The organism is Pseudomonas sp. F2, assembly GCF_057174385.1.
In genome coordinates, this window is the sequence record NZ_CM169904.1 from 3,332,996 (window position 1) to 3,347,558 (window position 14,563).

Genomic DNA, 14,563 nt, shown 5'->3' on the forward strand with positions numbered 1-14,563 from the left:
CAAAGCCCGATATTCAAAGGCCTCTGGCCATCTGCCAGAGCCTGTTAAAACTGCCTGATCTGGCACCTGCGTGCAAAACCAGAAAAATGCCGAAACAGACCAATCCTTTTTTGTAACATTACGCCAATCCGGGTTGCTGAAACGCCCTGCGACAGGATGTGTGTGACAACATGTCGCACACCTGTCGCACGCTCCATTGCCGTTCGTCACGGTGATTTCACAAACTCTCTGAAATGCAAAACGCCCCGCGCGGCTGATCCGCAAATCGGGGCGTTTTCTGTATCGGCCAATCCGTCGAAGAGTTGACTCAGCGCAGTGCTTTTCGGTTACGCGAGGTCAGCAGCGGCACCAGGATCACCACCAGTACGAAGGCCACCAGTGCCCATTGCGCCAGCGACAGGCCGAGGATCGGCGGGTACGGCGTCGAGCAGAAACCGTCGACCTGGAAGCCCAGCGGGAAGATCTTCGCCAGCGGCAGGTCATCGACAATCGGCTGCAGCACGTCGATGCCGCAGCTCACCGCCGGATAGAACTGGGTGTACACATGATGCCCGGCGACACCGGCACCGGCGATCGCGCAGATCACCACCAGCACCTCAAACACCGTGATGCTGCGGCGGGTGCGCATCGCCGCGCCGATAAACGCGAACAGCGCAATCAGCAGCAATGCATAACGCTGCAGGATGCACAGCGGGCATGGCGCCTCGCCCAGCACGATCTGCATGTACAGCGCACCGCCGATCAGTGCCAGACAGATGATGCCCAGCAGCACCAGAAAGCGCCGCTCACGTCCCAGTCGAATCGTTTCCTCGCTCATCGCGTTTCCCTTGTATGCCCATGGTTCAGCTGGCTGGCGGCTGCGCTTGCAGTTGCGCCATCAGACTGATGTTGTCTTCGATATGCCAATTGGCCGCGATGCGACCGTTGTCGATCTGATAGATATCGGTTGCCCGGAAGTCTACACGCTGGCCCTGCCCTTTGAGAGTCTTGAACGTACCGCTGAAGTGGCCGCGAAAGTGCAGGTGCACCACCACGCGGTCACCGGCAATGATCATTTGCTCGATCTCGCAGCTCAGGTCTGGCACCGCCGTGCGAAAGAACTTCGACGCCAGCAACGGCCCGCTCGGGCCCTGCACCCGCCCTTCGGGCGGTGTCTCGTCGACAAACTGCGGCGACAAGGCTGCCGTGGCCAGGGCCTCTTCCCCACTGTTCCAGAAACTGCCGTAACGCCGCGCCGCCAGTTCCATTGCATCACGTTGAGCCTTGGGCAGGCTCTGATCGACGATCAGGGTCTGTGGTGCGATCAACGCCGATTCGGCCGAAGCAAACGGACTGGCCAGCAAAGCAGCCGACAGGCCAAGCGTTGCCAGGCTCGAACGAGAGGAGAAGATGATGTGCGACATGGGGGCGATCCTGATCAGTTAAACGAACGAGCGCCTATCATCAGCATCGGGGAATAAACGATAAACCGGTTAAGAAACGATTAACCTTTAAACAGAATTTAAGAATCGAGACCGCGTAACGGCCATCGCGGGCAAGCCCGCTCCCACAGATTCAGCGTCGTTCACACATTTTGTGCACGCCACAAATCCTGTGGGAGCGGGCTTGCCCGCGATGCAGACGACTCGGTGTTTGCAATTACTCCAAAGCCGCCGCCGGCCCGAAGAACTCATAACGGCTCTGCTGCTCCGGCACACCCAGTGCTTTCAGATGCCGCTTGATCGCGCCCATGAAGCCCTTCGGCCCGAGGAAGTAAGCGTCGACATCCCGTTGCGCCGGCAGCCATTCAGCCAATTGCTCTTGGCTGAGCATTCCGACCTTGTCCGCCGCCGGACTCACGCCGTCATCTTCGGCGTAGCAATAGAAGCGCTTGAGCTGCGGATGACGCGCCGCCAGCCCGTCGATCCAGTCGCGGAACGCATGCACGCTGCCGTTGCGCGCGCAGTGGATAAAATGCACCGGGCGCTCGGTTTGCAACGCCGCTTCGAGCATCGCGAGGGTCGGGGTAATGCCGACACCGCCGCTGATCAGCACCAGCGGTTTGTCGCTGGCCGTCAGGGTGAACTCGCCCGATGGCGGGAACAGTTGAATGCTCGCGCCGACGTGCAATTGATCGTGCAAATGGTTGGACGCACGACCACCCGGTTCGCGTTTGACGCTGATGCGGTACTGACCTTTATTGGCCAGTGCCGACAGCGAGTAATTACGGCGGATTTCTTCGCCATCGAGGATCAGCTTCATGCCGATGTACTGACCCGGCTCGGCGGCAAGGATCGGCCCCTTATCCGCCGGTTCGAAGTAGAACGAGATGATTTCCGCGCTTTCCTCGACCTTGTCCACCACGATGAACTCCCGCGCCCCGCGCCAGCCGCCGAGCGCTTGTTCCTTCTGGTCGTAGATCGCCGCTTCAGCGCCAATCAGGATCTCGGCCAGTTGCCCGTACGCCGCGCCCCACGCGCTCATCACTTCCGGCGTAGCGATCTCGTCGCCGAGCACTTCGGAAATGGCGCGCAGCAGGCAGGTGCCGACAATCGGGTAATGCTCCGGGAGGATTTGCAGGGCGACGTGCTTGTTGATGATCTTCGCCACCAGATCGCCCAACTGGTCGAGCTGATCGATGTGTCGGGCGTACATCAACACGCCATTGGCCAAGGCACGTGGCTGGTCACCACTGGCCTGGTGCGCCTGGTTGAACAGCGGACGCACCTCAGGGTATTCGGAGAGCATCATGCGGTAGAAGTGGGTGATCAGCGCTTCACCGCCGCTTTCCAGCAGAGGCACAGTGGATTTGACAATGGCACGATCCTGAACGCTAAGCATAAGAGTGACTCCAGAGCTTTTTTGAGAATTGCCTTAGGCTTATCAGCTTTCATGCCAGATATTTTATCGTTATAAATCAATAGTTTAATTTTTACGTAGTCATTTAGACACGAAGCACTTTATAGTCATCTCGACCACATCGAGTCTCATTGACTACATACCATGACCGCCAAATCCCTGCTCACCGCTTTACTGCCGCTGGTCTCCGACCTGTCCCGCGAACTGCCCGAAGGCGAGCGCTATCGGCGCCTGCTCGAAGCCCTGCGCGCCCTGCTGCCGTGCGACGCCGCCGCGTTGCTGCGCCTGGATGGCGAATGGCTGGTGCCGCTGGCGGTGGATGGTTTGAGCACCGACACCCTCGGCCGGCGCTTCAAGGTCAGCGAACATCCCCGTTTCGAGATCCTGCTGGACGGCGCCGGGCCAACGCGGTTCGCCGCCGACAGCGACTTGCCCGATCCTTACGACGGCTTGGTCGATGGTCTGGGCGATCACCTCGAAGTGCATGACTGCCTCGGCTGCCCGCTGTTCGTCGATGAAAAACTCTGGGGCCTGATCACCCTTGATGCGCTTGATCCGGAGCGTTTCGAACCGATCGAACTCGATGCCCTGCAAGCCTTCGCCAGCCTCGCCTCGGCCACGGTCAACGCCGCTGAACGTATCGAACGCCTGGCGCTGCGCGCCGAAGACGAGCATCAGCGCGCCGAGGTCTATCGCCAGGCCAGCGGCCAGCAGCAGCGCGAAATGATCGGCCAGAGCAAGGCGCACAAACGGCTGGTGGAGGAAATCAATCTGGTCGGTGGCAGCGACCTGACCGTGCTGATCACCGGCGAAACCGGCGTCGGCAAGGAACTGGTGGCGCAAGCGATTCACGCCGCCTCCCCGCGATCCGACAAACCGCTCATCAGCCTCAACTGCGCGGCCCTGCCCGATACGCTGGTCGAAAGCGAACTGTTCGGCCATGTGCGCGGCGCCTTTACCGGTGCCACCAGTGACCGTCGCGGCAAGTTCGAACTGGCCAATGGCGGCACGCTGTTTCTCGATGAGGTCGGCGAACTGTCGCTGACCGTGCAGGCCAAGTTGTTGCGCGTGCTGCAAAGCGGCCAGTTGCAGCGGCTCGGTTCGGACAAGGAACATCAGGTCGATGTGCGCCTGATCGCCGCAACCAACCGCGATCTGGCCGAAGAAGTGCGCAGCGGCCGTTACCGCGCCGACTTCTATCACCGCTTGAGCGTGTACCCGCTGCGAGTCCCGGCGCTGCGCGATCGCGGGCGGGATGTGTTGCTGCTCAGCGGCTTTTTTCTGGAACAGAACCGTTCGCGCATGGGCCTCAACAGCCTGCGCCTGAGCAGCGACGCCCAGGACGCGCTGCTCGCCTACACTTGGCCGGGCAACGTGCGCGAGCTGGAACACTTGATCGGGCGCAGTGCGCTGAAGGCGCTGGGCAACTGCAAGGTCAGGCCGAAGATTCTCAGCCTGAGCGCGGCGGATCTGGATTTGCCGCGTGAGGTTGTGGATAACTCGCCAGCGCCTGCCTCTGCAGTACCGGCGATACCGTTGATCAGCGGTGATTTGCGCAGCGCCACCGAGCAATATCAGCGGCAGTTGATCAGCGCTGCGCTTGAGCGTCATCAGGATAACTGGGCGAGTGCAGCGCGGGAGTTGGGGCTGGACCGGGCGAATCTGGGGCGGATGGCCAAGCGATTAGGCATGAAGTAATCACTTCATCCAGTTTGAGTGGATTCCTTGTGGCGAGGGGATTTATCCCCGATGTGCTGCGCAGCGGCACCAAGAAATGGGACTGCTGGGCAGTCCATCGGGGATAAATCCCCTCGCCACAGATGATTCTTGCCCTACCCGATAACCGACCTAAAGCCCACCCCGTTAACGCCGATAACCCGGCATCAATAGTTTCTGGCGATTTGCACCCTCGCCCATCACCTTTTTCCACAGAAGGTTTATATGTCTTCCACCAAAGCCCGCGCAGATTCACTTTCGCTTCTGCTGTTTACTTTGCGCAGCGGCAAGCTGATGGCGATCAACCTGCTGAAAGTCAGTGAAATCATCCCCTGCCCGCCGCTGACCAAAATGCCCGAGTCGCATCCGCACATCAAAGGCATCGCCACCCTGCGCGGCGCGTCGCTGTCGGTGATCGACCTCAGCCGCGCCATTGGCGAGCGACCGCTGGAAGACCCGAACGGCGGCTGCCTGATCGTTACTGACGTCAGCCGCTCCAAGCAGGGACTGCACGTGCAGGCGGTGAGCAAAATCGTCCATTGCCTGACCACCGACATCAAGCCGCCACCGTTCGGCTCCGGCGGTTCGCGCGCCTACATCACCGGCGTGACCTCGGTCGACGGCACGCTGGTGCAAGTGCTCGACATCGAGAAAGTCATCCACAGCATCGCCCCGGCGCAGATCGAAATGGCTCCGACCGACCTGAGCATGGAAGATGCCGAGGTGCTGGGCAATGCACGGATTCTGGTAGTCGACGACAGCCAGGTAGCGCTGCAGCAATCGGTGCACACCCTGCGCAACCTCGGCCTGCAATGCCACACCGCGCGCAGTGCCAAGGAAGCCATCGACTGCCTGCTGGATCTGCAAGGCACCGCGCAGCAGATCAACCTGATCGTCTCCGACATCGAAATGTCCGAAATGGACGGCTATGCCTTTACCCGCACCCTGCGCGAGACGCCGGACTTCGCCCACCTCTACGTGCTGCTGCACACCTCACTCGACAGCGCGATGAACAGCGAAAAGGCCCGCCTGGCCGGGGCCAACGCGGTGCTGACCAAGTTCTCGTCGCCGGAACTGACCCAGCGCCTGATCGAAGCCGCCAAACACGTCGCTGCCAACGGTCATTGATTCTTGAGCCAGACGTACTGCTTTCTGATGCGGCGCGACCTTCGTCAAGACGTGCCGCCGCCGCACTGGCCGGAAGGCATTGAGCTGAGCACTTACCGCCCGGAACTGGCGGCGGCCGTGCATCAACTGATGCAACGCGGTTACCGCGAGGGCGGCGGTCGCGTGCCAGCGCTGGAGGAGTGGCAACTGCGCTTTGAAAGCGATGCCGAATACGATCCCGAGTTGTGCTGGATTGCCACAGACGCCGAAGGCGTGATCGGGGTGGCGCAGTGCTGGACCAGTTCCTACATCAAGAATCTGGTGGTGCATCCACGCGCTCAGGGTCGTGGACTGGGTCGGGCGTTGCTGTTGAATGCATTCAAGGTGTTTCAGCAAAGGCGCGAAGGATTTGTCGATCTGAAGGTGCTGGAAGACAACCTGCGGGCGCAGCGGTTGTATGAGAGTGCCGGGATGTATGTGGTTCGCCGGGAGATTGTTCCCGCCTGATACACCGCCATCGCTGGCAAGCCAGCTCCCACAGGTTTTGTGAGCGGCGCCCATCACTGTGGGAGCTGGCTTGCCAGCGATGACGGCCTTAAAGGCAACTTTTCACTCTCGGCATACTCCATCCCTCGCCAATACAAGGATACCCAACCATGAAAACCCTCACCCTAAGCCTGCTCTGCCTCACCGCCCTCGCCTCCCAGGCCCACGCCTCCAGCCCCGACGCCTGGGCCGCTTACGACAAAACCGTGCTCGCCAGTTGCACCAGGGCCAGCGGCCTGAAAGCTGCGAAACCGGTCGGCAGCCCCGCGCAGTTCGATGACCGCGTCGGCTATACCGCCGTGCTGCTGCAAGGCCAATACCCGCAAAAACACATGAAAGGCCAGCAAGGCACCGAACTGTGCCTGTACAACAAAAAGTCGAAAACCGCGTTCGTCACCGAATGGGACTCGATTCATCCGACCGCCAAGCCTTGAGGACTGGCGCACAACTTGCTTCGATCAGCCTCAGCCTGGCGACTTTACGTCGCCGTTTCACACCTTGATTGAAGATTGATCGTGCAATGAATACGACGTTTTCCTGCGTTGGCTGCGGCAAATGCTGCACCGACCACCATGTGCCCCTGACCCTCGCCGAAGCCCGCATGTGGGCGGCGGACGGTGGTCAGGTGATCGTGCTGGTGGAGGCCTTTCTCGGCAACGGCCTGGGCCTGCCGGCGCAGCAGCGTGAACACGCTGAACGACGTTCAGCGGCCGTGCGCAGCGGTACTACCGAGGCCCACGTGGCAATCACTTTCGCCGCTTACAACGTCGGTCGCTGCCGGAATCTTGACGAAGACAACCGGTGCCGCATCTACGAGCGCCGACCGTTGGTGTGCAGGATTTATCCCGCTGAGATCAATCCGCACATCCCGCTCAATCCGGCCGCCAAGGATTGCCCGCCAGAGTCGTGGCAGCAGGGGCCGCTGCTGATTGCCGGCGGGGAGTTGGTTGACCAGGAGCTGTTGGAATTGATCCAGCGCTCACGCCAGGCTGATCGCGACGACATCCGGATCAAGGACGCGATCTGTGCCGCACTGGGAATTCGCACCACAGCGCTCAAGGGCGATGGGTTCACCGCGTATTTACCGCAGATGGACGCTTTTGCGTCTGTGATCGATCAGGTGTCTTCACAGCCACTGAACACAGAATCCAGTGAATGGCTGTTTCACTTGTCCGGAGACGACGTGGCCGGGCAATTGCTGGCGGCTGGGGCGCTGGTGGTGACGGAGCCGGCGCAGACGTATGCGTTTATCTCTCTGCGGGCGGCTTGATCGGAAATTCCTGCCGATTGGACTGGCCTCATCGCTGGCAAGCCAGCTCCCACAAGGTTCCATATCGTGCACAAGTCATGTGAACACTCGAGAAACCTGTGGGAGCTGGCTTGCCAGCGATGAGGCCAGTGGGAACAGCATCAATCCTGGCCTTGCCGCCGCCTCCAGAACTCCCGCGCCAGCAAGCGCAAATCCCCCGCCAACCCCGCCACATCCTCAGAGTTGCGCTGGCTCAGCCGCCCCTCATCCACCGTCAATTCGGACGCCGTGCGAATGCTGACGATATTGCGATGGATGTCTTCGCTCACCGCGCTCTGCTGCTCCACCGCTGCGGCAATCTGCAGGCTCATTTCGGTGATCTGCTCGACCCGCTCGCTGATCCCGTCCAGCGCCCGCGCCGCACGCTGTGCCTGTTCGACGCTGTTATCCACATGCTCACTGCTTTGCTGCATCACCAGCACCGCATCGCGCGCGCCGTTTTGCAAGGTGCTGATCATTCGTTGAATCTCGTTGGTCGATTGCTGCGTGCGCCGCGCCAACCCGCGCACTTCATCAGCCACCACTGCAAAACCGCGCCCGGCATCACCAGCGCGCGCCGCTTCGATCGCCGCGTTAAGCGCCAGCAGATTGGTCTGCTCGGCGATGCTGCGGATCACCTCCAGCACCCCGGAAATCTCGCTGCTGTGGCCTTCGAGCTGATGGATCACCTCGGTCGCCCGCCGCAATTCCTCGGCCAGACGCAACACCGCACTGCGACTTTCACCGACCAGCCAATGCCCTTCACGGGTTTCCGTATCGGCCAGGTCCGCCGCCACCGACGCCTGCTGCGCATGGCTGGCGACCTGCGCGACACTCGCGGCCATTTGGTGAATCGCTGCCGCCACCTGATCGGTTTCCGCCTGCTGCGCCAGCGAACTGCTGTGGCTTATTTGCAGATGATCAACCAGTTGCGCCGCATGCCCGGCCAACTGTTGCGATGCGTCACCCATACGCCCGACCACCGCGCCGACCTGGGCTTCGAGCATCTGCAGGGCAAACTCGATCTGGCCGAACTCATCGCTGCGCCCGGTGTAAATGCCCTGGCTCAACGGATTGTCCGCCACCTGCCGCGCCCGCTCGCTCAGCCGTTCCAGCGGACGCAGAATCCAGCGCACGCCTAATGCACAAACACTGCTGCCGACGACAAATGCCGTGCCATCGATCCACGCCGACTCCGGACGCAACCAGGCCTCGATCCCCAACACCAGACCCAGCAACGCACTGGCCAACGCCGTGATCCGGCCGCGCAAACCTAACCTGAGCAGCGACCGCCTTCCCTTCAATTCGCCACGCAACTGCGCATAAACCCGCTCCGCCGCGGCCACCCACCGCGCATCAGGCCGGGTGCGCACCGACTGATACTCCACCGCCACGCCATTCTGCGTGACCGGCGTGACATAGGCGCTGACCCAATAATGGTCGCCATTCTTGCAACGATTCTTCACCAGCCCCATCCACGAACGACCGCTCTTGAGCGTCTGCCACATATGGGCAAACGCCTGCGCCGGCATGTCCGGGTGACGCAACAAGTTGTGTGGCGTGCCGAGCAATTCGTCGCGGCTATAACCGCTGATCTGAATGAAATCGTCGTTGGCGTAAGTGATCGCGCTGGTCAGATCGGTGGTCGAAAGAATGTTCGCATCCAGCGCCACATCGACGTTACGGCCGGTTACCGGGAGATTGATCTTCATGGAAAGCGCGCTCGTTTTATGGGAAGAGTCGGCAGGGCTGCTGACTCTAAGCGCACCAATTGGTCAAATATTGATCTGGCTCAGGGGATGAGCACTTAGCCATCACTGCGACGGAAAATCGCAGTCGATGGCTGAAGGCGGGATGAAACTCAGCGCTTGCCCATCGAACGGCGGGTACCCGGCGGGGCCATGCCCGGGGTCTTGGTGTGACCATTCTTGGCGCCGTTCTTATACCACGGCTGATTCGAACCCTTGGCGGCCGCCAGTTCACCCGGTTTGAACGGGAACTTGAACGCCGGGATCTCGGGTTTGGTCTCGCTGGCGTCAGTCAGCTCGGCCGGGACATCGCTCACAGCGTCGTCAACCGGCGGTTGGATCGGGGAAGTCATAAAAGCTCCGCAAAGCAAAAAGTCCGGCCCGAACAGTGAGCCGTGAAGGCGCGCAGTATACCTGCGCGCCCGGACTCGGCACCTGAAGATTTGCAGCGGCTGTCAGGCCGTCTTCGCGAGCAGGCTCGCTCCCACAGGTGAACCGAGTACACCCGCCAGAGATGGTCAGCTGGCAAGCCAGCTCCCACAAAAGAGCAAAAGCAAAAGCAAGATCAAAAGATCGCAGCCTGCGGCAGCTCCAACAGGGAAAATAAGTACAACCCGCACGCGGCGCATGCCGCTCCACTCAACAGGATGAGCGTTAGCTCGGCTGCAGCTCTTGATCTTGATCCACGGGCGACGTCGGAAGGCTGAGCGGAGGGATTGATCCGGGCGTGGGAGCGCAGCGACCGTTTGGCGCAGCCAAACACAGCGAGAGGAGGTGCAGCGAAGCAAACCGTAGGCGCTGCGCCCGGATCGATCCCGCAGCGAAGGGACCCCGAGCCCCAGCGAGCGGGCCGAACGCAGGAGCAAGCGTTTTTGGTTACTTTTGAGGCGTTTGTCAAAAGTGACTCGCCGTAAGGGCGAAACCCTAATCAGCCACACCCGCAGAAACGGATATACACCCCGGCGAAACTGACAGCGCTGACAGCCAGCCGTCACCCTCCTGACCCCCAAACAAGTTTATAAAGACCCAACCTGCCCAAACTCCAGCCCTTGGCGCCCCATTTCATGCGAATCAAGAAAAACCAAGCCCTGCTAGCCCTAGTGATCGCCCTGGCCGCCGCAGGCACATGGTGGGCAATGAAACCCGCCCCGACCAAACTGGCCACCCCGACCGCCATCCCGGTCCGCGTCGTCACGGTCAGCGAAAAAGACGTCCCCCGCTACACCAGCGGCATCGGTTCGGTCCTCTCATTGCACAGCGTTGTAGTGCGCCCACAAGTCGATGGCATCCTCACCAAAATCCTCGTCAAGGAAGGCCAACTCGTCAAAGCCGGCGACCTGCTCGCCACCATCGACGACCGCTCGATCCGCGCCAGCCTCGACCAGGCCCGCGCGCAACTGGGCGAAAGCCAGGCACAACTGCAAGTCGCCCTGGTCAACCTCAAGCGCTACAAACTGCTCAGCGTCGACGACGGCGTCTCCAGGCAGACCTACGACCAGCAACAGGCCCTGGTCAACCAACTCAAGGCCACCGCCCAAGGCAACCAGGCCTCGATTGACGCGGCGCAGGTACAACTTTCCTACACGCAGATCCGCTCACCAGTCACCGGCCGCGTCGGTATTCGTACAGTCGACGAAGGCAACTTCCTGCGCATGACCGACACCGCCGGCCTGTTCACCGTGACCCAGATCGACCCGATTGCCGTGGAGTTCTCGCTGCCGCAGCAAATGCTGCCGACCCTGCAGGGCCTGATCAACGACCCGCAGCACGCGCAGGTCAAGGCCTACATCGGCGCCGACACCGATGGCGAAACCGGCAACCTGCTCGGCGAAGGTCACCTGACCCTGATCGACAACCAGATCAACGCCAACACCGGCACCATCCGCGCCAAGGCCGAGTTCGACAACGCCAGCCAGAAACTCTGGCCGGGCCTGTTGGTGACGGTAAAAATTCAGACGGCGCTGGACAAGGATGCGCTGGTGGTGCCGCCCACCGTCGTCCAGCGCGGTCTCGATCAACACTTCGTCTATCGCGTGAACGGCGACAAGGTCGAAGCCGTGCAGGTGCAGATGGTTTATCAAGGCAGCGGCCAGGACATCATCAAAGGCGTGAAGGCTGGTGATCAATTGGTCAGCGACGGCCAGTCACGGCTCAAACCCGGCTCTACCGTGCAGGTCATGAGCGAGCCGCCGCAGGTGGTGCAAGCGGAGCCCAAGCCATGAAGCAGCACACAGGCGTCTCCACCTGGTGCATCGATCACCCGGTCGCGACCATTCTGCTGACCATCGCGCTGGTGCTGGTCGGGGTGATTGCCTTTCCGCGCCTGCCGATTGCCCCACTGCCGGAAGCGGAATTTCCAACGATTCAGGTCTCGGCGCAGTTGCCTGGCGCCAGCCCCGACACCATGGCCTCGTCCGTGGCCACGCCGCTGGAGGTGCAATTCAGCGCCATCCCCGGCATGACCCAGATGACCTCCAGCAGTGCGCTCGGCTCCAGCCTGCTGACCCTGCAATTCACCTTAGACAAGAGCATCGACACCGCCGCTCAGGAAGTACAAGCGGCGATCAACACCGCCGCCGGCAAACTGCCCAAGGACATGCCGACGCTGCCGACCTGGAAGAAGGTCAACCCGGCCGACAGCCCGGTGCTGATCTTAAGCGTCAGCTCGACGCAAATGCCCGGCACCGAACTCAGCGACCTGGTGGAAACCCTGCTCTCGCGTCAGATCAGTCAGATCGACGGCGTAGGACAAATCAACATCACCGGTCAGCAACGTCCGGCGATTCGCGTGCAAGCCTCGGCCGACAAACTGGCGGCGATCGGCCTGACCCTGGCCGACATTCGTCTGGCGATCCAGCAGACCAGCCTCAACCTTGCCAAAGGTGCGTTGTACGGCGAATCGAGCATCTCGACGCTGTCGACCAACGACCAGTTGTTCAAACCCGAGGACTACAGCCAACTCATCGTTTCCTACAAGGACGGCGCCCCGGTTCACCTGCGGGATGTCGCCAAAGTCGTCAACGGTTCGGAAGATGCCTACGTGCAGGCCTGGGCCGGTGATCAACCCGGAGTGAACCTGGTGATCTCGCGCCAGCCCGGCGCGAACATCGTCGAAACCGTCGACCGCATTCAAGCCGCCCTGCCCGGCCTCGAAGCCATGCTCCCGGCCTCGGTGCAGGTGAAAACCCTTATCGACCGCACCCAGACCATCCGCGCCTCGCTGCATGAAGTCGAGATCACCCTGTTGATCGCGATCCTGCTGGTGGTGGCGGTGATGGCGCTGTTTCTGCGCCAGTTGTCAGCGACCATGATCGTCTCGGCGGTACTCGGCGTGTCGCTGACCGCCAGTTTCGCCCTGATGTACCTGCTGGGATTCAGCCTGAACAACCTGACGCTGGTGGCGATCGTCGTCGCGGTCGGGTTTGTCGTGGACGATGCGATTGTGGTGGTGGAGAACATCCACCGGCATCTGGAGGCCGGCGACAGCATGCGCGAAGCGGCGGTCAAAGGTGCCGGCGAGATCGGCTTTACCGTGGTGTCGATCAGTTTCTCGCTGGTGGCAGCGTTTATTCCGCTGCTGTTCATGGGCGGTGTGGTCGGGCGGCTGTTCAAGGAATTCGCCCTGACCGCGACCTCGACCATTCTGATTTCGGTGGTGGTGTCGCTGACCCTCGCGCCGACGCTGGCAGCGCTGTTCATGCGCAAACCCGTGCACCACGCCCACGACAAACCGGGCTTCAGCGAACGCTTGCTGGCCTGGTACGAAAAAGGTCTGCGCCGCGCCCTCGCCCACCAGAAACTGATGATCGGCGTGTTCGGCCTGTCGCTGGCACTGGCGATTGCCGGTTACATCTTTATCCCCAAGGGATTCTTCCCGGTGCAGGACACCGGGTTTGTCCTCGGCACCACCGAAGCCGCTGCGGATATTTCCTACGGCGACATGGTGAAAAAACACTTGGCTATGGCCGAAATCGTCGCCGCCGATCCGGCCGTTCAGGCGTTCTCGCACTCGGTCGGTGTGTCCGGCAGCAACCAGACCATCGCAAACGGCCGCTTCTGGATTGCCCTGAAAAAACGCGGTGACCGCGACGTCTCGGCCAGCCAGTTCATCGACCGGATTCGTCCGCAACTGATGAAAGTCCCGGGCATCGTCCTGTACCTGCGCGCCGGTCAGGACATCAACCTCAGCTCCGGCCCGAGCCGCGCGCAGTACCAATACGTGCTCAAGAGCAATGACGGCGCGACCCTCGCCACCTGGACCCAGCGCCTGACGGAAAAGCTGCGCAGCAACCCGGCGTTCCGCGACATTTCCAACGACCTGCAACTGGGCGGCAGCATCACCCACATCAGCATCGACCGCAGCGCCGCCGCGCGTTTCGGCCTGACGGCGAGTGATGTCGACGAGGCCCTGTACGATGCGTTCGGTCAACGGCAGATCAACGAGTTCCAGACCCAGGTCAATCAGTACAACGTGATTCTGGAACTGGACACCAAGCAACGCGGCAAGGCCGAAAGCCTCAATTATTTCTACCTGCGCTCGCCGTTGAGCGGCGAGATGGTGCCGCTGTCGGCGCTGGCCAAATTCGATGCGCCGACCATCGGCCCGCTGTCGATTGCTCATGACGGCATGTTCCCCGCCGCCAACCTGTCGTTCAACCTGGCGCCCGGCGTGGCGTTGGGTGATGCGGTGATTCTGCTCAATCAGGCCAAGGCCGAAATCGGCATGCCGACCGCGATCAGCGGCAACTTCCAGGGCGCGGCGCAGGCGTTCCAGAGTTCGCTGGCCAGCCAGCCGTGGCTGATTCTCGCGGCGCTGGTGGCGGTGTACATCATTCTCGGCGTGCTTTATGAGAGCTTTGTGCATCCGCTGACGATCATCTCGACCCTGCCGGCAGCCGGTCTCGGTGCGGTGATCATGCTGTGGATCTGCGGCCAGGACTTCTCGATCATGGCGTTGATCGGCTTGGTGTTGCTGATCGGTATCGTCAAAAAGAACGGCATCCTGATGATCGACTTTGCCCTCGAGGCGCAGCGCAATCGCGGCTTGCCGCCGCAGGATGCGATTTACGAAGCGTGCCTGACGCGATTCCGGCCGATCATCATGACCACTCTCGCCGCCCTGCTGGGTGCCCTGCCGCTGATGCTCGGTTATGGCACCGGCGCCGAACTGCGCCAGCCGCTGGGGATCGCGGTGGTGGGCGGCTTGCTGGTCAGCCAGATGCTGACGCTGTTTACCACGCCGGTCATATACTTGTGGCTTGAGCGGCTGTTCCACAGGCCCAAACCAATGCCCACGACGGCATTGGCGACTACAGACTGA

At 61.4% G+C, this 14,563-nt stretch carries 12 protein-coding genes and 1 pseudogene; 7 read left to right on the forward strand and 6 right to left on the reverse strand.

Going from position 1 to position 14,563, the window contains the following annotated elements:
* Positions 1–307: 307 nt before the first annotated feature.
* The 3 genes from AC193Q_RS14890 to hmpA all read right to left on the reverse strand — a co-directional run bounded on the left by AC193Q_RS14890 (position 308) and on the right by hmpA (position 2,820).
* The gene (locus AC193Q_RS14890) at positions 308–817 is read right to left on the reverse strand and encodes a disulfide bond formation protein B (RefSeq protein ID WP_025109264.1); all 510 of its coding nucleotides are present in this window, start codon (positions 815–817) and stop codon (positions 308–310) included.
* 25 nt (positions 818–842) lie between these two features.
* Positions 843–1,403: an ester cyclase gene (locus tag AC193Q_RS14895; protein ID WP_483878567.1), complete on the reverse strand. Its 561-nt coding sequence runs from the start codon at positions 1,401–1,403 to the stop codon at positions 843–845.
* A gap of 235 nt (positions 1,404–1,638) precedes the next feature.
* Positions 1,639–2,820: an NO-inducible flavohemoprotein gene (gene hmpA, locus AC193Q_RS14900; RefSeq protein WP_095668364.1), complete on the reverse strand. Its 1,182-nt coding sequence runs from the start codon at positions 2,818–2,820 to the stop codon at positions 1,639–1,641.
* 162 nt (positions 2,821–2,982) lie between these two features.
* Here hmpA and norR point away from each other — a divergent pair, with 162 nt between their 5' ends.
* The 5 genes from norR (at position 2,983) to AC193Q_RS14925 (ending at position 7,477) form a co-directional block, all read left to right on the forward strand.
* The gene (gene norR / locus AC193Q_RS14905; protein WP_483878568.1) at positions 2,983–4,536 is read left to right on the forward strand and encodes a nitric oxide reductase transcriptional regulator NorR; all 1,554 of its coding nucleotides are present in this window, start codon (positions 2,983–2,985) and stop codon (positions 4,534–4,536) included.
* Positions 4,537–4,779: 243 nt separating this feature from the next.
* The gene (locus tag AC193Q_RS14910) at positions 4,780–5,682 is read left to right on the forward strand and encodes a chemotaxis protein CheV (protein ID WP_007968390.1); all 903 of its coding nucleotides are present in this window, start codon (positions 4,780–4,782) and stop codon (positions 5,680–5,682) included.
* A 27-nt stretch (positions 5,683–5,709) separates the two neighbouring features.
* Positions 5,710–6,168, forward strand: a complete 459-nt coding sequence (locus tag AC193Q_RS14915; protein WP_121187114.1) for a GNAT family N-acetyltransferase — start codon at positions 5,710–5,712, stop codon at positions 6,166–6,168.
* 149 nt (positions 6,169–6,317) lie between these two features.
* Positions 6,318–6,641, forward strand: coding sequence for a hypothetical protein (locus tag AC193Q_RS14920; protein WP_095668361.1), 324 nt, complete (start codon positions 6,318–6,320; stop codon positions 6,639–6,641).
* 86 nt (positions 6,642–6,727) lie between these two features.
* A complete protein-coding gene (locus AC193Q_RS14925; protein WP_483878569.1) occupies positions 6,728–7,477 on the forward strand; it encodes a YkgJ family cysteine cluster protein in 750 nt (249 codons plus the stop codon).
* Between the two features lie 140 nt (positions 7,478–7,617).
* On the opposite strand, the gene AC193Q_RS14930 is transcribed toward AC193Q_RS14925, so the two are convergent.
* The 3 genes and pseudogenes from AC193Q_RS14930 to AC193Q_RS14940 all read right to left on the reverse strand — a co-directional run bounded on the left by AC193Q_RS14930 (position 7,618) and on the right by AC193Q_RS14940 (position 9,596).
* On the reverse strand, positions 7,618–8,721 hold the full coding sequence (locus AC193Q_RS14930; RefSeq protein ID WP_483879635.1) for a methyl-accepting chemotaxis protein: 1,104 nt from the start codon (positions 8,719–8,721) through the stop codon (positions 7,618–7,620).
* A 204-nt stretch (positions 8,722–8,925) separates the two neighbouring features.
* A pseudogene (locus tag AC193Q_RS14935) lies at positions 8,926–9,207 on the reverse strand (PAS domain-containing protein); the annotation flags it as partial.
* Between the two features lie 149 nt (positions 9,208–9,356).
* Positions 9,357–9,596 (reverse strand): hypothetical protein, encoded by a 240-nt coding sequence (locus tag AC193Q_RS14940; protein WP_047296393.1) that lies wholly within the window; start codon positions 9,594–9,596, stop codon positions 9,357–9,359.
* Between the two features lie 711 nt (positions 9,597–10,307).
* Between AC193Q_RS14940 and AC193Q_RS14945 the strand changes: the two genes are divergently transcribed.
* Positions 10,308–11,465, forward strand: coding sequence for an efflux RND transporter periplasmic adaptor subunit (locus tag AC193Q_RS14945; protein ID WP_483878570.1), 1,158 nt, complete (start codon positions 10,308–10,310; stop codon positions 11,463–11,465).
* Positions 11,462–14,563 (forward strand): multidrug efflux RND transporter permease subunit, encoded by a 3,102-nt coding sequence (locus tag AC193Q_RS14950; RefSeq protein ID WP_483878571.1) that lies wholly within the window; start codon positions 11,462–11,464, stop codon positions 14,561–14,563. The genes AC193Q_RS14945 and AC193Q_RS14950 overlap by 4 nt, the downstream gene beginning before the upstream one ends.